The sequence below is a fragment of the Pacificoceanicola niger genome (assembly GCF_048553275.1).
Taxonomy (GTDB): domain Bacteria; phylum Pseudomonadota; class Alphaproteobacteria; order Rhodobacterales; family Rhodobacteraceae; genus Pacificoceanicola.
On the sequence record NZ_JBLZMW010000003.1, the window covers coordinates 113,926 to 138,754 of the forward strand.

At 63.9% G+C, this 24,829-nt stretch carries 23 protein-coding genes; 6 read left to right on the forward strand and 17 right to left on the reverse strand.

Annotation, left to right across the window (positions count from 1 at the left end):
- Nucleotides 1-67: 67 nt before the first annotated feature.
- The 8 genes from betB to ACN2XU_RS05375 all read right to left on the reverse strand — a co-directional run bounded on the left by betB (nt 68) and on the right by ACN2XU_RS05375 (nt 7,933).
- On the reverse strand, nt 68-1,525 hold the full coding sequence (betB, locus tag ACN2XU_RS05340) for a betaine-aldehyde dehydrogenase (protein WP_419409377.1): 1,458 nt from the start codon (nt 1,523-1,525) through the stop codon (nt 68-70).
- Nucleotides 1,526-1,614: 89 nt separating this feature from the next.
- Nucleotides 1,615-3,120, reverse strand: a complete 1,506-nt coding sequence (betC, locus tag ACN2XU_RS05345) for a choline-sulfatase (RefSeq protein ID WP_419409378.1) — start codon at nt 3,118-3,120, stop codon at nt 1,615-1,617.
- Nucleotides 3,117-3,686 carry a choline-binding transcriptional repressor BetI gene (gene betI / locus ACN2XU_RS05350; protein WP_419409379.1) on the reverse strand — a complete coding sequence of 190 codons (570 nt, stop codon included), beginning with the start codon at nt 3,684-3,686 and terminating at the stop codon, nt 3,117-3,119. Before betI ends, betC begins: the two co-directional genes overlap by 4 nt.
- A gap of 312 nt (nt 3,687-3,998) precedes the next feature.
- On the reverse strand, nt 3,999-4,178 hold the full coding sequence (locus ACN2XU_RS05355) for a hypothetical protein (protein ID WP_419409380.1): 180 nt from the start codon (nt 4,176-4,178) through the stop codon (nt 3,999-4,001).
- Between the two features lie 243 nt (nt 4,179-4,421).
- On the reverse strand, nt 4,422-5,324 hold the full coding sequence (locus tag ACN2XU_RS05360) for a DMT family transporter (RefSeq protein ID WP_419409381.1): 903 nt from the start codon (nt 5,322-5,324) through the stop codon (nt 4,422-4,424).
- A 136-nt stretch (nt 5,325-5,460) separates the two neighbouring features.
- Nucleotides 5,461-6,054 carry a LysE/ArgO family amino acid transporter gene (locus ACN2XU_RS05365; protein ID WP_419409382.1) on the reverse strand — a complete coding sequence of 198 codons (594 nt, stop codon included), beginning with the start codon at nt 6,052-6,054 and terminating at the stop codon, nt 5,461-5,463.
- Complete coding sequence (locus tag ACN2XU_RS05370) at nt 6,051-6,812, reverse strand: hypothetical protein (protein ID WP_419409383.1); 762 nt, start codon at nt 6,810-6,812, stop codon at nt 6,051-6,053. The genes ACN2XU_RS05365 and ACN2XU_RS05370 overlap by 4 nt, the downstream gene beginning before the upstream one ends.
- Before the next feature lie 371 nt (nt 6,813-7,183).
- Entirely contained in the window at nt 7,184-7,933 is a 750-nt protein-coding gene (locus ACN2XU_RS05375; protein ID WP_419409384.1) for a YebC/PmpR family DNA-binding transcriptional regulator, read from the reverse strand.
- 122 nt (nt 7,934-8,055) lie between these two features.
- Here ACN2XU_RS05375 and ACN2XU_RS05380 point away from each other — a divergent pair, with 122 nt between their 5' ends.
- Entirely contained in the window at nt 8,056-8,790 is a 735-nt protein-coding gene (locus tag ACN2XU_RS05380; protein WP_419409385.1) for a glutamine amidotransferase, read from the forward strand.
- 9 nt (nt 8,791-8,799) lie between these two features.
- Here the strand turns inward: ACN2XU_RS05380 and ACN2XU_RS05385 are convergent, their stop codons facing one another.
- The gene (locus tag ACN2XU_RS05385) at nt 8,800-10,221 is read right to left on the reverse strand and encodes an FAD-binding oxidoreductase (RefSeq protein ID WP_419409386.1); all 1,422 of its coding nucleotides are present in this window, start codon (nt 10,219-10,221) and stop codon (nt 8,800-8,802) included.
- A gap of 280 nt (nt 10,222-10,501) precedes the next feature.
- Nucleotides 10,502-11,878, reverse strand: a complete 1,377-nt coding sequence (locus ACN2XU_RS05390; protein WP_419409387.1) for a mechanosensitive ion channel domain-containing protein — start codon at nt 11,876-11,878, stop codon at nt 10,502-10,504.
- A 238-nt stretch (nt 11,879-12,116) separates the two neighbouring features.
- Between ACN2XU_RS05390 and ACN2XU_RS05395 the strand changes: the two genes are divergently transcribed.
- The 4 genes from ACN2XU_RS05395 (at nt 12,117) to ACN2XU_RS05410 (ending at nt 17,649) form a co-directional block, all read left to right on the forward strand.
- A complete protein-coding gene (locus ACN2XU_RS05395) occupies nt 12,117-13,184 on the forward strand; it encodes an AI-2E family transporter (protein ID WP_419409388.1) in 1,068 nt (355 codons plus the stop codon).
- Nucleotides 13,181-13,894: a P-loop NTPase family protein gene (locus ACN2XU_RS05400; protein WP_419409389.1), complete on the forward strand. Its 714-nt coding sequence runs from the start codon at nt 13,181-13,183 to the stop codon at nt 13,892-13,894. Before ACN2XU_RS05395 ends, ACN2XU_RS05400 begins: the two co-directional genes overlap by 4 nt.
- A 31-nt stretch (nt 13,895-13,925) precedes the next feature.
- Nucleotides 13,926-16,100 carry an RNA degradosome polyphosphate kinase gene (locus ACN2XU_RS05405; protein ID WP_419409390.1) on the forward strand — a complete coding sequence of 725 codons (2,175 nt, stop codon included), beginning with the start codon at nt 13,926-13,928 and terminating at the stop codon, nt 16,098-16,100.
- A 250-nt stretch (nt 16,101-16,350) separates the two neighbouring features.
- Nucleotides 16,351-17,649 (forward strand): flagellin N-terminal helical domain-containing protein, encoded by a 1,299-nt coding sequence (locus ACN2XU_RS05410; protein WP_419409391.1) that lies wholly within the window; start codon nt 16,351-16,353, stop codon nt 17,647-17,649.
- Nucleotides 17,650-17,714: 65 nt separating this feature from the next.
- Here the strand turns inward: ACN2XU_RS05410 and ACN2XU_RS05415 are convergent, their stop codons facing one another.
- The 5 genes from ACN2XU_RS05415 to hppD form a co-directional block, all read right to left on the reverse strand.
- Nucleotides 17,715-18,734, reverse strand: a complete 1,020-nt coding sequence (locus ACN2XU_RS05415) for an endonuclease/exonuclease/phosphatase family protein (RefSeq protein ID WP_419409392.1) — start codon at nt 18,732-18,734, stop codon at nt 17,715-17,717.
- A gap of 7 nt (nt 18,735-18,741) precedes the next feature.
- Entirely contained in the window at nt 18,742-19,425 is a 684-nt protein-coding gene (locus tag ACN2XU_RS05420; protein WP_419409393.1) for a TerB family tellurite resistance protein, read from the reverse strand.
- A gap of 43 nt (nt 19,426-19,468) precedes the next feature.
- Nucleotides 19,469-19,948 carry a GNAT family N-acetyltransferase gene (locus ACN2XU_RS05425; protein ID WP_419409692.1) on the reverse strand — a complete coding sequence of 160 codons (480 nt, stop codon included), beginning with the start codon at nt 19,946-19,948 and terminating at the stop codon, nt 19,469-19,471.
- Nucleotides 19,949-19,950: 2 nt separating this feature from the next.
- Nucleotides 19,951-20,610, reverse strand: a complete 660-nt coding sequence (locus tag ACN2XU_RS05430; protein ID WP_419409693.1) for a VOC family protein — start codon at nt 20,608-20,610, stop codon at nt 19,951-19,953.
- 153 nt (nt 20,611-20,763) lie between these two features.
- Nucleotides 20,764-21,861, reverse strand: coding sequence for a 4-hydroxyphenylpyruvate dioxygenase (gene hppD, locus ACN2XU_RS05435; protein ID WP_419409394.1), 1,098 nt, complete (start codon nt 21,859-21,861; stop codon nt 20,764-20,766).
- A gap of 118 nt (nt 21,862-21,979) precedes the next feature.
- On the opposite strand from hppD, the gene ACN2XU_RS05440 reads away from it, so the two are divergent.
- Nucleotides 21,980-22,453: an Lrp/AsnC family transcriptional regulator gene (locus tag ACN2XU_RS05440; protein WP_419409395.1), complete on the forward strand. Its 474-nt coding sequence runs from the start codon at nt 21,980-21,982 to the stop codon at nt 22,451-22,453.
- A 130-nt stretch (nt 22,454-22,583) separates the two neighbouring features.
- Here the strand turns inward: ACN2XU_RS05440 and phaR are convergent, their stop codons facing one another.
- Both phaR and xseA read right to left on the reverse strand, forming a co-directional pair.
- A complete protein-coding gene (phaR, locus tag ACN2XU_RS05445; RefSeq protein ID WP_419409396.1) occupies nt 22,584-23,141 on the reverse strand; it encodes a polyhydroxyalkanoate synthesis repressor PhaR in 558 nt (185 codons plus the stop codon).
- 98 nt (nt 23,142-23,239) lie between these two features.
- Complete coding sequence (gene xseA / locus ACN2XU_RS05450; protein WP_419409397.1) at nt 23,240-24,820, reverse strand: exodeoxyribonuclease VII large subunit; 1,581 nt, start codon at nt 24,818-24,820, stop codon at nt 23,240-23,242.
- Nucleotides 24,821-24,829: the final 9 nt, after the last annotated feature.

Below are 24,829 nucleotides of genomic sequence, written 5' to 3' on the forward strand. Positions count from 1 at the left end.
GGGCTGCGTGCCAGTTTCTTCTCTGATCAAATATCCACTGCAACCGGCAGAGCTGTGCGCCGCCTTCTCAGAAGGGAGCTTCCACGTCACCCATGCGCACGTAGACGCTCTTGAGTTGGCTATAGTGCTCGATCGCTGCCTTCGAGTTCTCGCGGCCAACGCCAGAGGCCTTCACCCCGCCGAAGGGCAGTTCGACCGGTGCATCGTTGTAGCTGTTGATGAAGCAGCTGCCTGCACGCAGGTTGCCGATCACCCTGTGGGCGCGGGTCAGATCGCGCGTGAAGACACCGGCAGAGAGGCCATAATCCGTGGCGTTCGCCCGGGCGATGACCTCTGCCTCATCGGAAAAGCTCAGGACCGACATGACCGGCCCGAAGATCTCTTCGCGGGCGATGGTCATCTCGTCCGTTACATCGGCAAAGACGGTCGGGTCGACAAAGAAGCCATCCCGCTGCGGCGCGGTGCCGCCAGCCACCAGACGCGCTCCCTCTTCGACGCCCTTGGCGATAAAGCCCATGACGATCTCGCGCTGACGCTCGGACACCATCGGACCGATGTTCACGGCCTCATCCATCGGATCGCCCATGACCACGCCCTTGAGCCGTTCGGCAAGCCTGTCGAGGAAGGCCGCCTTGATGCTCTCATGCACGAAGACACGAGTCCCGTTGGAGCAGACCTGACCTGTGGAGTAAAAGTTGCCGTTGATCGCCCCGCCGACAGCGTTGTCGATATCCGAGTCCTCGAAGACGATCAGCGGGCTTTTCCCGCCCAGCTCCATGGTCACATGCTTCATCTCCGCTGCCGCAGCAGCGTAGACTTTACGACCGGTCGGAACGGAGCCTGTCAGGGACACCTTGTCGACACGCGGGTCAGTCACGAGCGCGCCGCCAACGGCACCGGCCCCCTGCACGACGTTGAACAGCCCTTTGGGCGCGCCTGCCTCGATCAGGATCTCTGCTACTTTCAGCGCGCAGAGCGGCGTGGTTTCTGACGGTTTGAAGATCATCGCGTTGCCGCACGCCAGCGCCGGAGCGCCCTTCCAGCAGGCAATCTGCGTCGGATAGTTCCAGGCGCCGATGCCCACGCAGAGCCCCAGCGGCTCGCGCACCGTGTATCCCCAGTCGGCGCCCAGCGGCACATGCTCGCCGGTCAGGCTCCCAGCCAGGCCGCCAAAATACTCCAACGCGTCAGCGGCCGAGGTCGCATCGGCCACCAAGGTTTCCTGCAAGGGCTTGCCCGTGTCCCACGTTTCAAGAACCGACAGATCACGGTTGCGCTCACGCAGGATGTCCGCCGCGCGGCGCAGCACACGTCCGCGCTCCACGCCCATCATCGCGGCCCACTGCCTCTGCGCGCGCAGGCCGGATTCGATGGCCGCCTCGATCACCGCGGGCGTCGCGGCGTGGACCAGCGCGATTTGCGCGCCCGTGGCAGGGTAGATCACCGGGATCTGCTCCCCGGCGGTGTCTTCAAGATAGGCGCCATCAACAAAATGGCTGGCTTCAGGCTGCGTTGCATAGCTCATAGGTATGTCCTTCCAATCCTCCCCACCGCGAGCCCGCGCCCGGGTGGGTGAGTGACAGGCGTGCCGACCAACGGCCACACCCGGTCCTGTCATTCGCCGCGCGGAAAGCGCTGGCGCTCTTCAACGGTGTTCAGATCCATGTGATTGCGCATGTAGCGCTCCGAGGCCTTCTGCAGGGGCTGATAATCCCATGGGTAATAGCCGCCCTCGCGCAGCGCCTCGTACACCACCCAGCGCCGCGCCTGGCTTTGCCGGACATCCGCGTCGAAGCGGTCGAGATCCCAACGGCTCTCTGCCTTTGTCCTGAACGCGGCCAGCACATCCGCGTGGGCCGCATCCCTCGCCAGCTTGGTCAGCTCGTGCGGGTCCGCCTCCAGATCGAAAAGCTGCTCGGGATCAAGCGAACAGCGGGTGTATTTCCACCGCCCCTCGCGCAGGCAGACCATCGGCGCATAAGAGGCCTCTGCGGCATATTCCATCGCCACCGGCGTCTCGCGCGCATTGCCCGCCATCAGCGGCACAAGGCTCTCGCCCGCCGTCCACGGCATGACCTCCGACATGTCCACACCCGCAAGATCGCAGAGCGTCGGACAGACGTCGATATTGCTCACCGGATCGGTCACAAGGCCACCCTTGCCACCCGGCACCGCAACCATCATCGGGACCCGCGCGGAGCCTTCGAAAAAGCTCATCTTGAACCACAAGCCGCGCTCGCCGAGCATGTCGCCGTGATCGCTGACAAAGAGCACGATGGCCTCCTGCCGCGTGTCCTCAAGCACCTGCAACAGCGTGCCGATCTTGTCATCGAGATAGCTGATGTTGGCGAAATAGGCGCGTCGCGACCGACGGATGTCCTCGTGCGAAATCTCGAAGCTGCGCCAGTCGTTCGCGTCGAAGATGCGCTGCGAATGCGGATCGTGATCGGCGTAGTCCATCGCGGGAACCGGCGGGTCGAGATGGGCGCAATCCTCGTAGAGGTCCCAGTATTTCCTGCGCGCCACATAGGGATCATGCGGATGCGTGAAACTTGCCGTCAGGCACCACGGCCGCTCGTCCTGAGCGCGCGCGAGGTCATACAGCTTCATTTTGGCGAAATGCGCGACCTCGTCGTCGTATTCCATCTGGTTGGTAATCTCGGCCACGCCCGCCCCGGTGACCGAGCCCATGTTGTGATACCACCAATCTATGCGCTCGCCCGGCTTGCGGTAATCCGGCGTCCAGCCGAAGTCCGCCGGATAGATGTCCGTGGTCAGGCGATCCTCGAATCCGTGCATCTGATCGGGGCCGACGAAATGCATCTTGCCCGACAAACAAGTGTAGTATCCCGCGCGGCGCAGGTGGTGCGCATAGGTCGGGATGTCAGAGGCAAATTCGGCGGCGTTGTCATACACCCGGCTCATGCTCGGCAGTTGCCCGGACATGAAGCTCGCCCGTCCTGGCGCGCAGAGGGGCGAGGCGGTATAGGCATTGCGGAACCGCGTCGAGCGCGCCGCCAGCGCCTTGAGATTTGGGGCATGAAGCCAGTCTGCAGGCCCATCGGGGAACAGCGTACCGTTCAGCTGATCAACCATGATTATGAGGATATTGGGATTCATGCAGGGGTCTCCATCATTGCGCGAGCGGCGCACAGAACACGGTCGGCGGCGCCCTCGACCCCCTGCCCGACCAGGGCCGCGCGCAGGTACACGCCGTCGATCATCGCCGACAGGCTCTCGGCCACCTCATGTGGCGCCGCGCAGCGTCCATGCAGCGCATGAACGAGGTTGGAGCGGAGTCGAGACTGATAGATGCGCAGAAGCCGCGCGGCCTCCTTGTCGCTCTGTGCGAGAACGTAGAAATTCAGCCACGCGGCGATGGCCACCGGACGGAAGCAGCTCTCGGCAAAATTCGCCTGTACGATTGCTTCCAGTCGCTGATCTGGCGGGGCGGCCTTCAGCGCAGTGCGCACCTCCATCGCGTATTCATTCAGAATATGACGCATGGCGGCGAGGAAAATCTGCGCCTTGCCACCAAAATAATGATGGGCCAGCGCGCTGGACATGCCGGCGCGCTTGGCAATCTGGCCGACGGTTACGTCAAGCGTGCCGGCCGCGCCGATTTCCTCGACTGTGGCGGCCACGAGCGCTGCGCGGCGAAGGGGTTCTTGTCCGATCTTGGGCATGTGCCCTTGGTGAAGGTTTTTGACTGATCAGTCAATAAAAACCGTACCCCGAACCCATTGCGCCGCAGACGGCACAAGCCAAGGGCCGCCAACCCCAAGGCGGTCGGCGCTGTCGCAGGCCGTGGGAAGCGAATGAAGAAGGCCGTGAAGATGTCATCAGCCCGGTCGAGGCTGACCATGGTGGCCTGGCAACCGCCAGACCCCTGCGGACCGGGTGTTGCGCCAAATCGCAGTGCGATGGTCGCCGCAGTCCAACCTGTTGCTGGCTTCGGTGCTATGCGTCGCCGGGCAAGCGCGTCCCGATCCGGGCGATCAGCCCTGAATGGTGCCGATCAGCGTATTTTGCGGCAGCCGTGCTACCTCGATCCCGCTGTCGGTGCGGCGCAGGTTGTAGCCATAGCCGCGCATCCGGAATCGCCATTCGGCTTCGGACAGAACCTTCTCACGCTCGCTGAGCAGGAAGGCTTCGATCTCGTGCATGTCTTCGGTCATTTTGTTCTCCGCAAACATCTCATGGAACTCCTTCATGGTAGCGGGCTTGCGTTACACACTGTTTAAAGAATGGGGCAGGAACTGGCCTGAGATGCGGACTTTTGAAGATATGGCGACAATCGCAGCGAGAAGGCACGATTTTCCACGCCGAACCGCCAGTCACGCGGTGCGGCCCTGATGGGAAACCGTCATGTCTTCGATGGGGTTACACTGAACAAGCGCGCGACAGGCGCAATAATCCGTTCAATGCTTTGTTTCGAACAGCGAGGGCGTCACACGCCGTTTCAGAACCGCTTCGCGCCATGTGATGAACACCACCGCCGACAGGATCACAGCGCCGCCCGCGATCACCCAGGGGTCAGCCGGCTCACCAAAGAACAACGCGCCGATGGCCACGGACCAGACAAGCTGCAGGAAGGTGATCGGCTGCGTCACCGTTACCGGCGCGGCGGCGAAGGCCAGCGTCATGGTGTAATGCCCTGCCGTGGCAAAGCAGGCAACGCAAAAGAGGATCCCCAGATCCCACCATGTTGGCCAGACCCAGACCGTCCAAGCCAGAGGCGCAAGGCCGATCGTGACGGTGACAGAGAGCATGCTGACGACCACCGCCGCGTTCACCTCGCTCGAAAAAATCTTGGCGAGCAGGTAGGAAATCGAAAACGCAAACGCGGTGCCGAGCATGGCGATATGACCAGGGTCCAGTTCACGAAAGCCCGGACGCAGGATCAGAACCGCCCCGGCAAGCGCCGCGCAGATCGCCAGGATACGCCGGAGTGCGAGAGTCTCACCGAGGAAAAACACTGCAAGGATCGTGACATAGACCGGGTTGAGATAGTTGAGCGCGGTGACTTCCGCGATCGGAATCCGGGTCATGGCGTAAAACCACATGGCGACGCCGACGGAATGCACAACGCCGCGCAGGCCAAAGAGCTTCCACAGGCGCGGCGTCATCGGTGCGCGGCGCAGCGCGGGCCACATGGGAATCAGGAAAACGAGCCCCAGAAGATACCGCAGGAAAGCCGATTCCGCCGCCGGAACCCGCCCGCCGAGCGCCTTGACCAAGGCCGTCACGGCCACGAAGCACAGCCCCGTCACCACCATCCAGAAAATGCCGACCCCGGGCCGCTGCGCCAATTCATTGTTCATGCAGACAGGCTTAGCCGGTTTGACGCTGAGGGCAAGAGGGTGCGGGGCAACAGCCCCGCCCTACGCAGCGCCGTGCCCTGAGCCGAACCTGCGCGCGGCACAGATGCAGGGCGGAGCCGCGCCCCTTTGCCCCGGATCAGACCAGCAGCAGTTTTGCCGCGATCGCCCACATGGTCAGGCCGATGATCAGGTCGAGGATGCGCCACGCGCCCGGTCTGGCAAAAAGCGGCGCCAGAAGCCGCGCCCCGTAACCCAGCGAAAAGAAAAACACAAAGGATGCGGACATGGCGCCGAGGGCAAAGGCCAAACGGTCGTGATATTGCGCGGAAACCGCCCCGAGCAGCACCACGGTATCGAGATAGACATGCGGGTTCAGCCAGGTCAGCGCGAGACAGGTCAGCACGGCGCCCCGCAGGCTGCCCGCTTCCTTGCCGGCCGTCAGCACCTCACCGCCGCGCCACGCCGAGCGCAATGTCCGAGCGCCGTACCAAATCAGGAAAGCCGCGCCGAACAGACGCATGGCCCATTCCAGCCCCGGGATCGCCTCCACCAGCACGCCAAACCCGGCCACGCCACCCGCGATCAGCACCGCATCCGAAATCGCGCACACCAGCACCACCGGGAACACATGCACCCGCCGCAACCCCTGACGCAGGACAAAGGCGTTTTGCGCGCCGATGGCGAGGATCAGGCTCAGCCCGAGGGCAAAACCGGCCAGAGCTGCCGTCATGGCTCGTTCCTTTCTCCCGGCCCCACCCGGAACAGATATTCCAGCAGCACGCCCATGCGAAAGGGCAGCCGGTCCTTGCGTTCGTGCAATTGCCGGACCGTGAGGCGCCGACGCCGCACCACCGCGCGGGCGACGCGGTAATCCCAGCGTCTTTTCCACGCCAGCACGCGGTTCGGCAACAAACGCTGCAGCCCGAGCCACAGCCATCCCAATTGCAGAAACGCCAGTGCCTTGAACACCGTTTTCTGCACCGAGGTCCAGAGCATCTTGCCCAGCGAGATCGCCGCCGAGACCGCCCAGAGCGGCAGTTTGACCGAGAACAGGATCAGCCATAGGCCAAGCCCGCCAACCGAAAGCGCAAGCGTGCCGAACAGGATGATCGCCCAGGCCAAGGCCCGCTCAACGCCGCTCAGCCCGTTGAACCAGGCCATCATCGCCGCCTGCCGCGCCTGCACCCCGTCAAGGTATCCCGAGAGCCAGGCCTTCATCTGACGGAAGAACCGTTTGCCCAGCGCCAGCGGCACCACCACCGTCATCAGGTATTTCTTGATCAGCTCGACCTTGAAGAACGCGCCGCCCTGCGTCTTGAGCCACATGATCAGGACCGGCCACTCGATCAGCCAGAGCTTCTTGGTCAACACTTTGAGCTTAACGAGGATCAGACCAAGCGCGATCAGCACCTCGTTGCCGAAATACCAGGTCGCGAGGACCGACAGGCCGATCGTCAGGGACAATAGGAGAAGCGCACGCCAAAGCATGACAGGGTTTTACGCGGCGGCCAACGGCGGCGGCAATCCCTGACTTGCCCGGCCAATGACCGGATCAGATCGGCCTCAAGAGTGGCAAGACGAAGCCAGCCGGGTCCGAAACGCGTTCCGCGCAGCCGGTGCAGTCATCCGGGCGCGCGGATCAGGCAATTACGTCCCGAACGAGCCACCAAGACGGCCTGCCATGCCTCTCCCCCCGATCACTTCAATCGCGGGCGGCGCATGACCTCTGAACATGACTGGCAAAGACCGGGCACGGCAATCCACGAATACCGATGCACCACAACAATCGCGCCGGGACCATCGGAAAGCAAAACGCCCGGAGGTCTCCCCCCGGGCGCAAACAAGACCCTCAACGCGCCTCAGGCGGCGTCGAACTGCTCCATCACCTCGTCTGAGGCTTCGAAGTTGGTTGTCACGCGCTGCACGTCGTCGTCGTCTTCCAGAGCGTCCACCAGCTTCATCAGCCCCTGCAGACCATCGAGGTCCAGCTCCGTCGTGGTGGTCGGCTTCCAGATCAGCTTGGTGCTCTCGCTTTCGCCAAGCTCCGCCTCCAGCGCCGTCGAGACGTCATTGAGATCGGTGTCGGCACAGTAAACCACGTGGCCCTCTTCCGACGACTCGACATCCTCCGCACCGGCCTCGATCGCGGCCATCATGACGGTATCCGCGTCGCCCACGGACGCAGGATAAATGATCTCTCCCTTGCGTTCGAACATGAAACCGACGCTGCCGGTCTCTCCAAGGTTGCCGCCGTTCTTGGTAAAGGTGGAGCGCACGTTGGAGGCGGTCCGGTTGCGGTTGTCGGTCATCGCCTCGACGATCACCGCCACGCCGTTCGGGCCATAGCCCTCATAGCGGATTTCTTCGTAATCCTCGCCTTCGCCGCCCATGGCTTTCTTGATCGCGCGCTCGATATTATCTTTGGGCATGGACTGCGACCGCGCTTCCTTTACCGCAAGGCGCAGGCGCGGGTTCTTGTCCGGATCGGGATCACCCATCTTGGCTGCGATGGTGATCTCCTTGGAGAATTTGGAGAAAAGTTTGGCCCGCAGTTTGTCCTGACGGCCCTTGCGGTGCTGGATGTTTGCCCATTTACTGTGGCCGGCCATGGTGTACGCCTCTTCAAGGTGTCGAAAAATCTGTGCTCGTATAGGTCATGCGCCCCCCCTTTGCCAAGGGCACGGCGCGTGATCCTCTTGGCAATCGCGCGCCGCCCCCGTAATCGGGTACCATGGCACGCTTTCTCATCCTGCAGCTGCGCCCCGAACCGGAGGCCAGCGACGAAGAATACCACGCCTTTCTCGACAAGGGCGGGCTGCGCGATGCGGACTGTCATCGCATCCGGCTCGATTGCGAGGATTTGCCGGAGGGCCTCGATCCGCAGGACTATGCCGGGGTGATCGTCGGCGGCGGACCGGGCTGCGTATCGGACAAACCGGAAGACAAAAGCCCCGTGGAGGCGCGGATCGAGCGTGCCTGCCTGTCGCTCATGCCCGCGATCACCGAGGCCGACATCCCCTTCATGGGCTGCTGCTATGGCATTGGCATCCTTGGCCATCATCTGGGCGCGGACGTCAGCAAGGCGCGCTATGGCGAGGCCGTCGGCCCCTCCACCTGCATCAAGACAGAGGACGGCGCGGCGGACCCGCTCTTAAGCAACCTGCCCGACCGTTTCGACGCCTTCGTCGGCCATAAGGAAGCGCTGCAGGCGCTGCCCGAGGGCACAGCCCATCTGCTGCGCTCCGACGCCTGCCCCTTCCAGATGATCCGCCATGGACGAAACGTCTATGCCACGCAATTCCATCCGGAGGCTGACGCGGCGGGCTTCGAGACACGAATCAACATTTACAAGCACAAGGGCTATTTCCCCCCGGAAACCGCCAGCGATCTCATAGAGATGTGCCGCGCCGCCGACGTTATATGGCCGGCGGGCGTGCTGTCTGCCTTCGTCGCACGCTATCGCTGAGCGGGGCTTTCAGCCCCGCGCGCGCAGCACGGCACCGGGGTTCATGATGCCCTGCGGGTCCAGTGCCCCCTTGATTGCGCGCATCGCGTGCAGCTTGGCCGGGTCGCCGTATTTCTCCAGGTCGGCGACCTTGTGCCGCCCGATCCCATGCTCGGCACTGACAGAGCCGCCGCGCGCATGGGTCAGATCATGCACCAGCGCTGTCACCTCGGCGCCGCGTTCTTTCAGCTCGGCCTTGGACACACCTTTGGGCGGAAAGACGTTGAAGTGCAGGTTGCCGTCACCAAGGTGGCCAAAACAGTTGATCCGCCAATCGCCGATCCCGTTCAAAGCCGCGACGGCCTCGGGGATGAAGGCCGGAATCTCGCTCAGAGGCAGGGAAATGTCATGGCTTGCCACCGCGCCGATGCGCTTGTTCGCCTCCGGGATATGTTCACGCAGGTTCCAGAAATCCTGGCTTTGCTGCAGCGATTGGGCGATCACACCATCGCTCAGGAGCCCGGCCTCGAAGCCCGCTTCGAACAGATCCTCCAGCGCCGCCGACGCGCCCTGCCTGCCGGACAGGCCCAATTCGATCAGAACGCACCACTCCGGCGCCTCTGGCCAGGGCTGGCGAATATCGGGCAGCGCTTCGCGCAGAAAGTCAAAGCCGGTCTTCGACATCAATTCAAACGCGCTGATCCCGTCGCCGATCCGCTCCCGTGCCAGCGACAGCAGATTGAGCGCCGCTTCCGGCCCGGGCACGGTCAGCAGCGCCGTGCCGGTCTCCGCCGGGCGCGGATAGAGTTTCAGGCTCGCCGCCGTGATAATGCCAAGCGTGCCCTCAGCCCCCATCAGCAGGTGCCGCAGGTCATATCCGGTGTTGTCCTTGCGCAGCCGCTTCAACCCATGCCAGATCTGCCCGTCCGGCAGCACCGCCTCCAGCCCGAGCACCAGCTCGCGCGCGTTCCCATACCGCAACACGTTGACGCCGCCCGCATTGGTCGAAAGCAGCCCGCCGATCTGCGCCGAGCCTTCGGAGGCAAGCGACAGCGGGAACAACCGCCCCGCCTCTTCGACCGCCACCTGCACATCGGCGAGCACACATCCCGCCTCAACCACCATGACGTCTTCCGCACGGTAGACCGCCCGCACCTGGTTCATCCGTTCGACAGAAAGCAGAAGCGGCGCCGCCCCCTCGCGCGGCACCTGCCCGCCGACAAGTCCGGTGCCGCCGCTGTAGGGAACCACCCCGACTTTCGCCTCGGCGCAGGCCCGGACAATTGCCGCGACCTCTTCGGGACTGCGCGGCAGGGCGACATGGCTCGCCACACTGGGCCAGCGCCCGCGAGGGTCCTCGCGGTAGCGCGCCTCGGCGGCACAGACCGTGCCCTCGGGCAGATCCTGCGACAAGCGCGCGACAAAATCGGCATCGGCGGGGTTCAATGGCATGGTCGGCTCCTCCTTGCCTCTCCCTTATCGTCTGCCGCAGCCAAGCCCAAGCCATTGGTTTGCCTGCCCCCGGGGATTTTCCGTCGCAAGCCTCGCCTCCGGCAACAGCCAGTCTCCCAGCGCACCGCCTCCTCTTTGGTCCCCAAATACCTTGGGGTTTGGGGCAACGCCCCAATGCGCCCCACCGGGGCGCCGGTCGGGCCGCGAAGCGGGCCGAAACATGCTATTCTTTCAGCAGGTCGTCATCCTTTCAGCAGGTCGTCATCCTTTCAGCAGGTCGTCATCCTTTCAGCAGGTCGTCTTCCTTGGGACCTTCCACCGCCGTGGCCATCTGATCTTCGAGGCCCTCCACTTCGTTCGACAGGTCGTCCTCCGCGTGGCTGGTCTCCGCCTCGGGCACCGTTTCGTGCACCGGTGCGACGCGGGGCGGCGTTCCGGCCGACACCGACGCATCCACCGGCCAGGGCAGCCCTTCGGGAAAGATGATCTCGCGTGCCGGGTCCGGCATCGACACACCCGCTTCCATCAGCGACTTCTTCACCCGGCGGATCAGCGCCGAGCGCAGTTTCAGGGGTGAGAACCGCGTGCCGTCGAACCAGTAGTAGACGGTGATGGTCACCGTGGAATCGCCAAGCCCATCCGCAAGAACCATCGGTTCGGGATCGCGGCTCACCGCCTCATGCTCCATCAGAACGGCAAGGATGATGTCCTGCGCCTCTGAAATCGCGCCGTCATAGCCGATCCCCACCTGGAAACTGCCCCGGCGCGAGGCGCTGGCGGTGTAGTTTTCGATGGTCGACTTGAACACCGACGCATTGGGGATCTGGATGTGGTTGCCCTCCGGCGAGACCAGCACGGTCGAACGCGTGTTCATCGAATGCACCACGCCCTGATAGCCGGCAACGTCCACGAAATCGCCGCGCCGGAAGGGTTGGCGCAGCGACAGCAGCAGCGAGGCGAGGAAATTCTCCGCAATGTCCCGGAAGGCAAAGCCGATCACGATCCCGACTATCCCGGCCCCGCCGATCAGCGACACGGCAAGCTGCGTCAGCCCGGCCACCTGCAGCACGATATAGAGCCCGATCAGGAACACCGGCAGCGCGATCATCCGCACCGTGATGTCGCGCAGGATCGGCGTCTTGATCCGGTCTTTCAATCCCCATGCAGCGATCCGCGCCACCACGCTCGCCAAAAAGAAGGCCAGCGGCAAAATCAGCACGGCCACCACCACCGAGGGCGCCGCCGCCACCGCCTGATCGCGCAGCGCGCGCAGCTCCGACATGGCCGGGGACAGCGTGAATTTCACTTTCTGGTTCAGGCGAATGCGGTTGACGACGGCGACCACGCCATCTGTCTTGGCCGCCAGATCGCGCACCCATTCCTGACGCTTCACGCTGTCGGTGGTGCCATCGAGAAACACGATGCCGTCCTCCACGTGCACCGCAACATCCGAATACCAGCCCGAGGATTCGATGATATTGCTAAGGCGGCGCTCGATCTGATCGTCGCGCACGCCACCCTCGACAGAAACGGTCTGATTGGTGTCCACCACCTCCTCGTCCATGCTCTCCGCCTCGGCGGCGGGGGCGTCCTGCGCAAGAAGCGGCGTGGTCAACAGGAGGAGCAGGCTCAGGGCGGCAAGCAACGGTCGGATCATGGCTGGGTCAACAACTTTTCAGGGAAAAACGGTCTCAGGCTTCAAGAGCGCCCGCTGCGAGAGGGTAATGACCCGCCGCGCCATGTCAAACCGTTCCTGACTGCAGCGAGCCACAACTTGTCCGGGAGCGCATTTCGTTTGGGCTTTCCGGCGCTTCCCCTGACCCTCCGGTACGCTTCATGCTTGAAACCGCCCCGCAAGCGGGCGATGTAATGACCAGGAACAAAACGGAGCAGTCATGGCCCTGCCGGTACGGGAACAGTTCAAATATTGGGGACTCGCCACGGCGGTCCTGGCCATCGTGCTGTGGTTCCTCGGCGATGTGCTGCTGCCCTTCGTACTTGGCGGGGCGATCGCCTATTTCCTCGATCCAGTGGCTGACCGGCTGGAGCGCGGAGGCTTTTCCCGCGGCGCCGCCACGGCGATCATCACGGTCGTCGCGCTGATCGTCTTTGTCATCCTCGCGCTGGCGGTCATCCCGACGCTGGTCCAGCAGGCGATTCAGCTCTTCGACTTCGCGCCACGCCTGTTTCGGGATCTCCAGGCCTTCCTGACCGAGCATTTCCCCAGCCTGATCGTCGAGGACAGCCCGGTGCGCAAGACGCTGGCCACCATTGGCGAGACGATACAGTCCAAGGGCGGCGAGCTGCTGAACACCGCGCTGAGCAGCGCCGCCTCGCTGCTCAACCTCGCCGTTCTCTTCGTGATCGTGCCGGTTGTGGCGGTCTATCTGCTGCTCGACTGGGATCGCATGGTTGCCCGTGTCGATGAACTGGTGCCGCTCGATCACCGCAACACCGTGCGCACCCTGGCCCGCGACGTCGACAAGGTGCTCGCCGGGTTCGTGCGCGGCATGGGGTCGGTCTGCATCATTCTCGGCGTCTACTACGCCTTTGCGCTCTGGCTCGTCGGGCTGCAGTTCGGGCTGGTGGTGGGTGTCATCGCCGGGCTGCTGACCTTCATTCCCTACGTCGGCGCGATTGTCGGCGGGGCGCTGGCCATCGGCCTCGCGCTCTTTCAGTTCTGGGGCGACTGGACCTGGATCGTCGTGGTCTGGGCGATCTTCCAGTCCGGACAGTTCATCGAAGGCAACATCCTGACGCCGCGCATGGTCGGCCAGTCGGTCGGGCTGCATCCGGTCTGGCTGTTGCTGGCGCTGTCGGTCTTCGGCTCGCTGTTCGGCTTCGTCGGGATGCTGGTCGCAGTGCCGCTGGCCGCCGCCATCGGCGTGCTGATGCGCTTTGCCACGCACCAATACAAGACCAGCCGCCTCTATCTCGGCATCAGCGGACAAAACGACACATGAGCGAACGCAAGCAACTTGCCCTTCCCCTGCCGACCCGCGCGGCACTGGGGCGGTCCGACTTTTACGTCACCGCCTCCAATGCGCTCGCCGTGGCACAGATCGAGGGCTGGGAACTCTGGCCCTCGGGCAAGTTCGTCCTGTCCGGCCCGCCGGGCTCTGGCAAGACCCACCTTGCCCATGTCTGGGCGCGGATGACCGGTGGGCTGATCCTGCCCTCCGAAGCTCTGGCGCAGGCGGACATCGCGCAACTTGCCGACGGGCCGGTCTGTGTCGAGGATATCGAGATCATCGCCGGCAACCGCGCCGCCGAAGAAGCCCTCTTTCACCTGCACAACCTCGTGCTGGCGCAGGGGCACACGCTGTTGATGACCGCGCGGACCCCGCCCGCGCAATGGGGGCTGACCCTGCCCGACCTGCAAAGCCGTGCCGAGGGGGCGCAGGGCGCCCAGCTCTCGGAACCCGACGATGATCTGCTCTCAGCCGTGATCGCCAAACTGTTTGCGGACCGGCAGATCGTGCCGGCAGGCGACGTCATCCCCTATCTCGCCCGCCGCATCCCGCGCAGCTACACCGCCGCGCAGCTGATGGTCGAAATCCTCGACCGCGAAGCGCTGGGGCGGCCCAAGGGTGTGAACCGTCCGCTGGCGTCCAACGTCTTCGACAGGCTGTTCTCACCGAAACTTTTGCCAAACGACGACGAAGCGTCATAAAATTGTTTCAAGCCGTTCGGATAAGCCCAGCATGACAAAAGCCGATTTTCTGAAAGCCCCCCTGCCGCCCGCCCAGGACATGCCCGAGCTTGACCTCACCGGTCCGGGACGGTTCTACAATCGCGAACTCAGCTGGCTGGGCTTCAACTGGCGTGTGCTCGAAGAGGCGGGCAATCCGCGTGTGCCGCTTCTGGAACGCCTGCGGTTCCTGTCGATCTCGGCGAACAACCTCGATGAATTCTACACCGTGCGCGTTGCCGGGCTGCGCGAGTTGGCCCATGCGGGCAACGCCACCCCCGCCGATGACGGGCTGACCCCTGCTGAACAGCTTGTCCTGATCGACGAGGACGCGCGCAAGCTGATGGCCTCGCAACAGAAAATGCTCGGCACCCTGCGCAAGGAGATGGAAGCCGAAGGCATCAGCATCGTCTCCCGCAGCGACCTGACCGAGGCGGATCGCAAATCCCTTGGCACGGCCTTTCTTGAACAGGTATTCCCGGTTCTGTCGCCGCTGGCCATCGACCCGGCACACCCCTTCCCCTTCATCGCAAACATGGGCTACTGCCTTGCGCTGCAGCTCGAACGGGCCAAGGACAAGCGCCCGCTGCAGGCCCTGCTGCCGATCCCGGCCCAGATCGACCGCTTCATGCCGCTGCCCGCAGAGGATGGCCAGTTCCGCTTCATCCTGCTCGAAGACGTGCTGCTGCTGCACATCGACAGCCTGTTTCCCGGCTATCACGTCAAGGATCACTTCGGCTTCCGCGTGCTGCGCGACAGCGATCTCGAAGTCGAGGAAGAGGCCGAGGACCTCGTGCGCGAATTCGAAGTGGCGCTCAAGCGACGCCGCCGCGGCGAAGTGGTGCGCCTGACCACATCCGTGAATGCCCCCGTGGCGCTGCGCACAATCGTGATGCGCGAGCTGCACGTGGACGACAGCGAAGTGATCGAACTTGACGGCATCATCGGTTCTGCGGACCTCAAGGAGCTGGTGCTCGATGAGCGGCCCGACCTGCTCTGGCCCACCTTCACCCCGCGGGTGCCGGAGCGTGTGCAGGACCACGACGGCCACATGTTCGACGCCATCGCGCAGAAAGACATGCTGCTGCACCACCCCTACGAAACCTTCGACATGGTGGTGCGCTTTCTCAATCAGGCGGCGGCCGATCCCGATGTGGTGGCGATCAAGCAGACGCTCTATCGCACCTCGCGCAAATCGCCCATCGTCGAGGCGCTCTGTGCCGCCGCCGAGGACGGCAAATCCGTCACCGCGCTGGTCGAGCTCAAGGCCCGCTTTGACGAGGCCGCCAACATTCGCCAGTCGCGCCGCCTTGAACGCGCCGGGGCGCATGTGGTCTATGGCTTCCTCGGCTGGAAGACCCACGCCAAGATCAGCCAGGTCGTCCGCCGCGAGGGGGACCGTTTGGTGACCTATACCCATTGGGGCACCGGAAACTACCACCCGATCACCGCCAAGATCTACACCGACCTGTCGTTCTTCACCTGTGATGGCCCGCTCGGGCGCGATGCGGCCAAGCTGTTCAATTACCTCAGCGGCTATGCCATGCCGGCCGGGCTGGAGAACCTGCATTTCTCGCCGCACACGCTGAAGTCCGGCATGATCGAGATGATCAACGCGGAGATCGAGCACGCCAAGGCCGGCAAACCGGCGCAGATCTGGCTCAAGATGAACTCGCTGATCGAACCCGACATGATCGACGCACTCTACCGGGCCAGCCAGGCCGGGGTGAAAATCGACTGTGTCATTCGCGGAATCTGCGGCCTGCGCCCGGGTGTTAAGGGGCTGTCCGAGAACATCCGGGTCAAATCCATCATCGGGCGCTTTCTCGAACATTCGCGCATTGCCTGCTTCGGCAACGGCCATGGGCTGCCGCACAAGAAGGCCCGCGTCTTTATCAGCTCGGCCGACTGGATGGGCCGGAACCTCAACCGCCGCGTCGAAACCGGTGTCGAAATCCACAACCCGACGGTCAAGGCACAGATCGTCAGCCAGATCATGGCCGCCAACCTCGCCGACACGGCGCAAAGCTGGATCATGGGGCCGGATGGCCACTTCGTGCGCGACGTGGTGCCCGAGGGCACCTTTGCCTTCAGCTGCCACCGATTCTTCATGGAATACCCGTCGCTCTCCGGGCGCGGCTCTGCCGGGGCCGCGGACGTTCCGAAGCTCACGCACGCGGATGATTGAAACATTCGGGCCCTAATGGGCCCGTTGTTTCCGGTTAAGCCCGAAATCTAAACGATGCCTTAAAATGGCCCCCCTGCTGCCGCGGTGTCAAAGGCCGGGATTAAGAGGCCCGGTCCATCCTACCAATCGCACGAAAACCAAGTGGCGCAGACCGTTCAGAACCGGCTTGCAGCGTCGAAAGGATGCACAGACGCCGGGCAAGCGGCGTCTTTGGCGTAGAAGCGCCTTGATCCTTGAAAAGGCGAGCAATATGTCGAGTATTTTGACCAACGACGGGGCCACCACGGCCCTCGCGACCTTGCGAAATATCAATTCGCAGATCGCAACCACACAAAACCAGATCTCCACCGGCAAGCGCGTGGCCGACTCCACTGACAACGCGGCGGTCTGGTCCATTTCAAAAACCATGCGGGCCGACATCGAAGGCTTCCGGAACGTCTCCTCCAGCCTCGCGCTGGGGCAATCCACTATGGCCGTCGCCCGGCAGGGTGCCGAGACGATCACCGAGCTGCTGACCGATATCAAAGGCAAGATCGTCGCGGCCCAGGAAGGCAACGTCGACCGCGACAAGATCCAGACCAACATCGCCGCCCTGCGCGAACAGATCGACGGCATCGTTTCGTCGGCCGCCTTCAACGGGCAGAACCTGCTCCAGAACCGGGGCACCGACGCAGGCTCCGGCCAGATCAGCGTGCTCGCCTCCATCGACCGAACCAACGACGGCGTGGACAGCTCGGACCTGTCCTTCCGGCGCCGCGATCTCGGCACGTCGACATCCGCCATCGCCGCCACCGGCGGCACCTTTGACGCCACAGCGGCCACCGGCACGCTCGACACCACACAAGAGGCCACGCTGGATCTCAGCGGCCTCGACGTCACCGCCGGAGCGGCCTTTTCCCTGTCGATCTTCGGCACGGATGCGAACGACAGTTCCTTCCCCCAGGCCGATTACCGCACCAACGCGCTGGCCGACCAGACGCAGACGGAGATGGCGGCGAGCGACATCAGCTATGTCGCCCGCGATGGCGACACCGCCGGGGACGTGGCGCGGGCGCTCAAGGCCGAATGGGACAACTACGCCGCCAAAAACAAGCTCGATAAAGATGTCTTCGACGTACGGGCCTCGGGTCAGTCTCTCGTTGTCTCATCGAACGTAACCACCGCCGGCGACAGTATCATCGCCAACGTCAGCTCGTTAACCGCCGACGCGGGCAACACGATCGGCGGCGGGCTGGAGGCGTTGACGGAGATCAACGTGACCACCTCGGACGGCGCAAACACCGCCCTGGTCCAGATCGAAGGGCTGCTGTCCTATTCCATCGACACCGCCGCTGCTTTCGGCTCTGATCAGGGGCGGATCGACACCCAATCCACCTTTGTCGGCAAACTGACCGATGTGCTGAAGAGCGGCCTCGGCCAACTTGAAGACGCCGACATGGAGGACACCTCTGCCCGGCTTCAGGCGCTGCAGGTTCAGCAACAGCTTGCCGTGCAAGCCCTGTCCATCGCCAATTCGGCCCCGCAACAGCTCCTGAGCCTGTTCAGATAAGGACACCAAGCGCTGCCGCTCCGTCCGGGCCTTTCCCAAGGCCCGGACGCGGCCCTCCCCCGGCGTCAGAGATCCAGATCGACGCTCACCGGGAAATGGTCCGACGCGGTCAACAACGCCTCGCGCAGCTCTGGCGTGCGCCAGCAGACCGGATCGTCGAACGGATGCCAGATCCGCCAGCGCGGATCATGTTCCCGCAGCCGCACAGAGATCATTACGTAATCCAGCAACGCCTGCAGGTAGCGTTTCTCTGCAGTCAGAAAGAACCGCGCGGTGGTCGGCTGCGCGCTGATCCGGCTGATCAGCGCCTGTTCCGCATGCGGGTCGAACAGACGAGGACCGCCATCGTCATCTCCATCGCCAAGAATGATCTCCACAGAGCTGCGGCCAAACAGGTTCTCGTATTCGTCCAGCCCCGGCCCGTCGTTCAGATCGCCCATCACGATCAGATCATCCCCCATCGCCAGATGCGCCTCGATCCGCTGCCGCAGCCAGATCGCCTGAGCCAGTTGTTTGCGCCGGTTGGCAATCGACATCCGCATCACCGCGTCATGCCCCTGCGCACCATGCGGCGCCTTGGACTTCAGATGTGCCCCGATCATCCGCAGCCGCCGCCCGCTTTGCAGCGCAACAGTCAACTCCAGTGGCGGCTTGGAAAACGTCACGTGATCCAGCGTCGCGTCGATATCGAGATCAATATCGAACGCCCCGTCAAAGCGCGGTGGAGCACTGTCCGGCCCGCCCGCCGGATCATGGCGCACGCTCATCACCGCAGGATCATAGAGCAGCGCGATTTCCTGCTGGGTGTCATTGGCGAAACCCGTCACCACGGCCGTGGTCCGCAGATCGAAGGCCTCGGCAAAATGGCTCAGCGCCCGCGTGGTGCTGCGCCTGCGCGAGGTGTCCGGCGCCTCGATCACCATAACCGCATCAGCGTCGAGCGCCGTCAGCACGATGGCGATCGCCTCCGCCTGCTGTTTCCGGGTCACATCATAGCGCACCGACCAGCCGCCATCGGCCAGAAGCCGCCCCTTGTTGTCAAACAGCGAGTCGAACCATTCGATGTTGTAGGTGGCGATCCGCACGACCGGATCAGGCCGTCTCGCGGGCCGAGATTTCTTCCCACGCGCGGTTGATATCCGCCAGCCGCCGCTGCGACAGTTGCACCGCCTCTTCGGGAACGCCGCGCGCGATCATCACGTCGGGGTGGCTGTCGCGAACCAATTGTCGATAGGTCTTGCGAATCTCGGAGATCGGCGTGTCTGGCGCGACGCCCAGCACCCGGTAAGGGCTGCATTTGGCATCCGGCACGAACCGCGCGCGCAGGTCCTCGAATTGCGGCTCGGCAATGCCGAAGATCGCTGCCACCCGCCGAAGGAAATCGTCCTCTTTTGGATGATAGGAGCCATCCGCCATGGCAATATGAAACAACCCCTCCATCAGATCGACCAGCGCTTTGGCCTCCTGATCGAACAGACGGCGGATGCGCGTCGCGTATTCCTCGAAGCCGGCCACGTCCTGCCGCGCAAGGTTGAACACTCGCGCCGCCCCGGCCTCATCCTCCGGCGCAATGGCAAAGACCTCGCGGAAGGCGCTGACTTCGTCGCGTGTCACCAGACCGTCGGCCTTGGCCATCTTGGCCGAGAGCGCAATCACCGCAATGGTAAAGCCCACCGTCCGCTCGGGCGGCGTGCGCAGCTTTTCAAAAACGGAAGCCAGTCCCTCGCCGGTTGCAAGGGAGGCAATGGCCTTCGTTATACGGGTCCAAATCGACATGACGCCAGCTTACGCCTTTATCGACGTGCTGTCAGGTCGGGTTTCACAGAATTTTCTGCATCAGAACAAGGTCCATCCAGCGCCCGAATTTGAAGCCAACCTCCGGCAGCGTCGCGATCTGCGTGAACCCGATAGCCCGGTGAAACGCCACACCGCTCGGGTTCTCTCCGCTGACGCCCGCAAACAGCGAATGGGCCCCGTGCGCGCGCAGGTTGTCCTCAAGCTGCGCCATCAGCACCCGCCCCGCCCCCAGCCCCCGCGCCTCCGGCGCAAGCTGAACCGTGTGCTCGAATGTGTGGGCATAACCCGGCCCACCGCGAAACTGAAATGCCGTGGCAAAGCCGCAGACCGCATCATCCTGCGTCGCCACTAGGAACAGCGGCCCGCGATCTGTGATGTCCCTGGCCAGCCCCTCGGGCGTCTTGAACTCGGTCGTGAAGGTGATCGCCGTGTGCGCGATCACCTCATTCCAAAGCGCCGCCACGGCGGGCACATCGGCGGGCCCGGCTTGCCGGATCGTCACACTCACAGCGACAGCGCGTCCGGACCGCACTGGATTTCGGCCCGCAATCCGGGCTCGGCTGCCGTCTCGAAGGCGACCAGCGGTGCGTCCAGATGCGGCAACAGCAGCGCGCGCAGCGCCTCCGCTTCCGGGTGCGCAACCGTCAACCGTGTGAGCCGGTGCCCATCCGAGGCCAACACATACCCCGGTGCCGGCGCATCGCCATGCCATTGAATCAATGCCGGAAACAGCCCGTCAAAGGGCAACATCCCGTCCAGCGGCACCGCCATCGACCACCGCAGGCCACCGCGCTCCAGCGCCACCTTGCGTCCCGCCATCGGCAGCGCCTCAAGCGCCGCATCCAGATCCGGCACCCGGCAAATCCACTTGTCCAGCCGCGCGGCCCCGCGAAACCGGTCAAGCCCGAACCATCGGGCATCCGGCGGCGGCGGCGCCTGCGGGTCGATCGCAATCGCCTCGATATAGAGCTGCGGGTCCAGCCCAAGCAGCGCATTGTGCGTGGCAAAACGCGTATGACGACCGCCCGGCCACATCACCCGGCCAAGACGGGCCTCTATATGATCCACCGCCTCTTCCAGCGTCTCGCCCGCCACCGCGATATGATCCAGTTCCAGCACCCGGCCCCCTTCCAAAGACTCCGCGTTCGGAACACGATAGGTCAGCGCTCCAGCCTTGCCCAGCGCAAATGATGCACCCCGAACCAAGGTTTGTTCCCAACGGAAAAAAGGCGCCCGCCGAATGCGAGCGCCTTTTCCTCCCTGCCGGACCGGGGTCAGCCCCGTTCAAAGACCGCCGGGCGCGAACCCGGCGCGGCCTCAGCCGGCCTCCTTCAGTTCGCCGCTCTCGATCTGCTCGCGCTCGATCGACTCGAACAGCGCCTTGAAATTGCCTTCGCCAAACCCGTCGTCGCCTTTGCGTTCGATGAACTCGAAAAAGATCGGCCCGATCACCGTCTTGGAGAATATCTGCAGCAGGATGCGGGTCTCTCCGCCATCCACCACGCCTTCGCCGTCGATCAGGATGCCATGTTTCTTCATCCGCTCCACCGGCTCTTCGTGGCCGGTCACCCGCTCGAACGACAGATCGTAATACGCATCCGGCGGCCCGGGCATGAAGGTCACGCCCTTCTCGGCAATGGCATCCGTCGAGTCGTAGATGTTCCGCGCACCCACGGCGATATGCTGGATACCCTCGCCCTTGTATTTCTTGAGATAGGCCACGATCTGCCCTTTCTCGTCGCGGTCCTCATTGATGGGGATGCGAATGCGCCCGCAGGGCGAGGTCAGCGCGCGGCTGGTCAGGCCGGTGTATTTGCCTTCGATGTCGAAAAAGCGGATTTCGCGGAAGTTGAACAGGTTACCGTAAAAGGCGAACCATTTGTCCATGTTGCCCTTGAACACGTTGTGCGTCAGATGGTCGAGGTAATAGAACCCCACACCGCGCGGCTTGCTCTGCTCGATCCAATCGAACTCGGCGTTGTAGGGCGAGGTGTCGTAGTATTGATCGGTGAAGTAGATCAGGCTGCCACCGATCCCCTTGATCGCGGGCCAGTCGACCGTCTTGCCCGGCCCGTCGTAAGGCTCCGCGCCCATTTTAACCGCATGGTCAAAGGCGTGCCGGGCATCGACCACGCGCCAGGCCATCGACGGCGCACAGGGGCCATGCTCCTCCACGAACCCGGCAGCAAAGCTGCCCGCTTCGGCGTTCAGCACATAGGTGATGTCGCCCTGCTGCCACAGCTCGATGGCCTTGGTCTTGTGGTTGGCCACATGACTGTAGCCCATGCGGGTGAAAAGATCGCGCAGCTCCTGAGGCTCCGGATGAGCAAACTCGACAAACTCAAAGCCGTCGGTGCCAGCGGGGTTTTCCTCGGTGATGGTCGATTGCGGGGCGTCGTGCGGGAAAGGTCCCATGATCTGTCCTCCTGTTGCGCGTTTCCCGCATCATACGCTGGAGGCCACGCGCAGTTTGCGCATTTTCAGGCACCCATCGACCATTGTACGCGAGAGCCGGGCGTAATAGAGACACATCATGCAAGAAATCCGCATCACCCTCGACTCAACGGACCGCGCCCTTCTGACCGAGCTGCAGAAGGACGCCCATGCCACGGCGCAGGATCTGTCCGAGAAACTCAACCTCTCAGCGAGCCAGATCGGCCGCCGCCGCCAGCGCCTCGAAGAGGCCGGGCTGATCATCGGCTACCGCGCCCGGCTGGACCCAGCACGGCTTGGCCTCGATGTGCAGGCCTTTGTCCAGGTGCAGTTGGCGCGCCACGGCGCCGAGGAAGGCAGCAGCTTTACCCGCCTGCTCTCCACGCGCCCCGAGATCATCAGCGCCTGGACCATGACCGGCGAGGCGGATTACCTGCTGCGGGTGTTCTGCGCCGATCTTCCGGCGCTGAACCGGCTGATCCACGAGGTGCTGCTCGCCCATCCAAGCGTGAGCCGTGTGCACAGCCAGATCGTGATGAACCAACCCAAGGGCGACGCGCCGCTGCCGGTCTGAGCATCGACCGAAGCCGACATGCCGATGGCCTGAAACCGAACCAGTCTCCCCAAGAGCAAAAGGCCCCGGATCAGCTCCGGGGCACCTCACTCATTGCAGGCTTGCGGGCTCAATCGCCCAGGCCGCCGAATTACTTGTCCAACTTCGACAACTTGCTCTGCAATTCCGCCAGCTGTTTCTTGATCGCGTCGAGATCCTCGCCTTCCTTCGGACTGTCGTCCTCGGATGGTCCGGACCACGCACCGCCGACACCCACGCCGGCCGTCATCGCCTTCAGAAAGGCTTCCTGCTGCGCCTGCATCGCCTCGAAGCCCGGCATCTTGGCCATCGGGTTGATCGTGTTCATGTTCTCGACCCACTTCGACTGGCTCTTCTGGAACGCATCGAACGAGGCCGCGAGGAACTGTGGCACCATGGTGCCGGCCTGCGTGGTGTAGCTGCGCACAAGGTCGGTCAGCACGTTGATCGGCAGAACGCTCTCGCCCTTGCTCTCGTGCTCCGCCACGATCTGCAGCAGGTACTGCCGGGTCAGGTCGTCGCCGGACTTGAGGTCGATGATCTGGACTTCACGGCCGTCCCGGATAAACCCGGAAATGTCTTCGAGCGTCACGTAGTCCGAGGTCTCGGTGTTATAGAGCCGACGACTGGCGTAGCGCTTGATCAGCAGTGGCTTTTCGGACTCCGCCATAAGTGGCTCCCCTTGATGCAGCATTGCAGAAAAAGTCTATGCGACTGCAGAACACAAAGTAAAGCCTTACGTAGACACAAGGGCTTGCGCGGCGTTCCTCAGAAAAGGCTGCCCTGCTCCGGCGGCACGTCCTTCGCCTTGGGTTTTGCCTTCGCCGCAGGTTTTGGTCGTGGCGGCTCCGGCGCCGGACCGTCCCCGCCACCGACGCGCAGAACCCCGTCGGAGAATTCGATCTCCAGCGCCTGCGCCTGTGCCGCCGCGATTTGTGTTGTGACCACAGCGCCGTCGCCGCGCACCACCGCATAGCCGCGCTTGAGCGTCTCACGATAGCCCAGCGTCTCGCGCAGCCGGTCCACCGCCTCAAGCCGCTGCTGCGCCTGCTCGATGCGCCGCGCCTGCGCCTGATCCATGCGGCGGCCCATGGCCTCCAGCCGCTCGGTCTGGGCACTGATTTCGCGCCGGATCGGCCGCAGGCTGAGGCCGTCCACCCGCCGCGCCAATGCCTCGCGCCGCACCTGCACAAGGCGCTGTAGCGCGGGCCGCAGCCGCGCGGCGCGATCCGCCACCTTGCCCTGCTCCGCCGCAATCGCCCGGCCCAGAACCGACGGGCGCAGGCTCCCCGCCTGCTCGCTCAGCCACAGCCGCCGCCGGTCCACCAGCCGCGTCAAAGCCGCCGGAAGCCGATCGCCCAGCACGTCCACCCGTTGGCGCGGCCCGTCCAGCAGCTCTTCGGGGCGTGGCATCGCCCGCGCCAGATCGCGCAGCCGCTGCCCGCGCACCTCCACCCGCTGGCCCATGGCCCGCGTCATCCGCGTCCCGGCATCCCGGGTCCATGCGAGCAGCTCCAGCCGCACCGGCACGGCAATCTCCGCCGCCGCCGTCGGGGTCGGCGCCCGCTTGTCCGAGGCAAAGTCGATCAGCGTCGTATCCGTCTCGTGGCCGACGGCGGAGATCAGCGGGATCTCACTCGCCGCCGCCGCCCGCACCACGATCTCTTCGTTGAAGCCCCACAAATCCTCCACCGATCCGCCGCCCCGCGCCACGATCAGCAGATTCGGCCGTGGCAACGCGCCGCCCGGCGACAGCCGGTTGAACCCCTCGATAGCCCGCGCCACCTCCGGCGCGCAATTGTTGCCCTGCACGGCCACCGGCCAGATCAGCACCTTGCGCGGAAACCGCTCGCGCAGCCGGTGCAGGATGTCCCGGATGACCGCCCCGGTGGGTGAGGTCACAACCCCGATCACCTCCGGCAGATAAGGCAGCCGCACCTTGCGCGAGGCATCAAACAGCCCCTCCCCGGCGAGCTGCACCTTGCGCTTTTCCAGCATCGCCATGAGCGCGCCCATACCGGCTGGCCGCATGTCTTCCAGAACGATCTGATATTTCGACTGGCCGGGAAAGGTGGTCATGCGACCGGTGGCGACAACCTCCATGCCCTCCTCCGGCATGGTTTGAAGCCGCGCCACAACGCCCTTCCACATCACCCCGGAAATCACCGAGCGGTCGTCTTTCAGATCAAGATACAGATGCCCGGAGCGCGGCCGCGTCACCCGTCCCACTTCGCCGCGCACCCGGACAAAGCCGAATTCGCCCTCGATCATCCGCTTCACCGCGCCGGAAAGCTCGGACACGGAAAACTCCGGCGTATTGCCCGCTTCGCCCTCGTCGATCAGATCCATGCCCATGCG

Coding starts and splice junctions, on each gene's coding strand:
- betC (WP_419409378.1), bottom strand. CDS start 3,120: ATGAATCCCAATATCCTCATAATCATGGTTGATCAGCTGAACGGTACG.
- xseA (WP_419409397.1), bottom strand. CDS start 24,820: ATGGATCTGATCGACGAGGGCGAAGCGGGCAATACGCCGGAGTTTTCC.
- ACN2XU_RS05385 (WP_419409386.1), bottom strand. CDS start 10,221: ATGCCATTGAACCCCGCCGATGCCGATTTTGTCGCGCGCTTGTCGCAG.
- ACN2XU_RS05380 (WP_419409385.1), top strand. CDS start 8,056: ATGGCACGCTTTCTCATCCTGCAGCTGCGCCCCGAACCGGAGGCCAGC.
- betI (WP_419409379.1), bottom strand. CDS start 3,686: ATGCCCAAGATCGGACAAGAACCCCTTCGCCGCGCAGCGCTCGTGGCC.
- ACN2XU_RS05440 (WP_419409395.1), top strand. CDS start 21,980: ATGCAAGAAATCCGCATCACCCTCGACTCAACGGACCGCGCCCTTCTG.
- ACN2XU_RS05375 (WP_419409384.1), bottom strand. CDS start 7,933: ATGGCCGGCCACAGTAAATGGGCAAACATCCAGCACCGCAAGGGCCGT.
- ACN2XU_RS05405 (WP_419409390.1), top strand. CDS start 13,926: ATGACAAAAGCCGATTTTCTGAAAGCCCCCCTGCCGCCCGCCCAGGAC.
- ACN2XU_RS05370 (WP_419409383.1), bottom strand. CDS start 6,812: ATGCTTTGGCGTGCGCTTCTCCTATTGTCCCTGACGATCGGCCTGTCG.
- ACN2XU_RS05410 (WP_419409391.1), top strand. CDS start 16,351: ATGTCGAGTATTTTGACCAACGACGGGGCCACCACGGCCCTCGCGACC.
- ACN2XU_RS05390 (WP_419409387.1), bottom strand. CDS start 11,878: ATGATCCGACCGTTGCTTGCCGCCCTGAGCCTGCTCCTCCTGTTGACC.
- ACN2XU_RS05360 (WP_419409381.1), bottom strand. CDS start 5,324: ATGAACAATGAATTGGCGCAGCGGCCCGGGGTCGGCATTTTCTGGATG.
- ACN2XU_RS05420 (WP_419409393.1), bottom strand. CDS start 19,425: ATGTCGATTTGGACCCGTATAACGAAGGCCATTGCCTCCCTTGCAACC.
- betB (WP_419409377.1), bottom strand. CDS start 1,525: ATGAGCTATGCAACGCAGCCTGAAGCCAGCCATTTTGTTGATGGCGCC.
- hppD (WP_419409394.1), bottom strand. CDS start 21,861: ATGGGACCTTTCCCGCACGACGCCCCGCAATCGACCATCACCGAGGAA.
- ACN2XU_RS05400 (WP_419409389.1), top strand. CDS start 13,181: ATGAGCGAACGCAAGCAACTTGCCCTTCCCCTGCCGACCCGCGCGGCA.
- ACN2XU_RS05365 (WP_419409382.1), bottom strand. CDS start 6,054: ATGACGGCAGCTCTGGCCGGTTTTGCCCTCGGGCTGAGCCTGATCCTC.
- ACN2XU_RS05355 (WP_419409380.1), bottom strand. CDS start 4,178: ATGACCGAAGACATGCACGAGATCGAAGCCTTCCTGCTCAGCGAGCGT.
- phaR (WP_419409396.1), bottom strand. CDS start 23,141: ATGGCGGAGTCCGAAAAGCCACTGCTGATCAAGCGCTACGCCAGTCGT.
- ACN2XU_RS05395 (WP_419409388.1), top strand. CDS start 12,117: ATGGCCCTGCCGGTACGGGAACAGTTCAAATATTGGGGACTCGCCACG.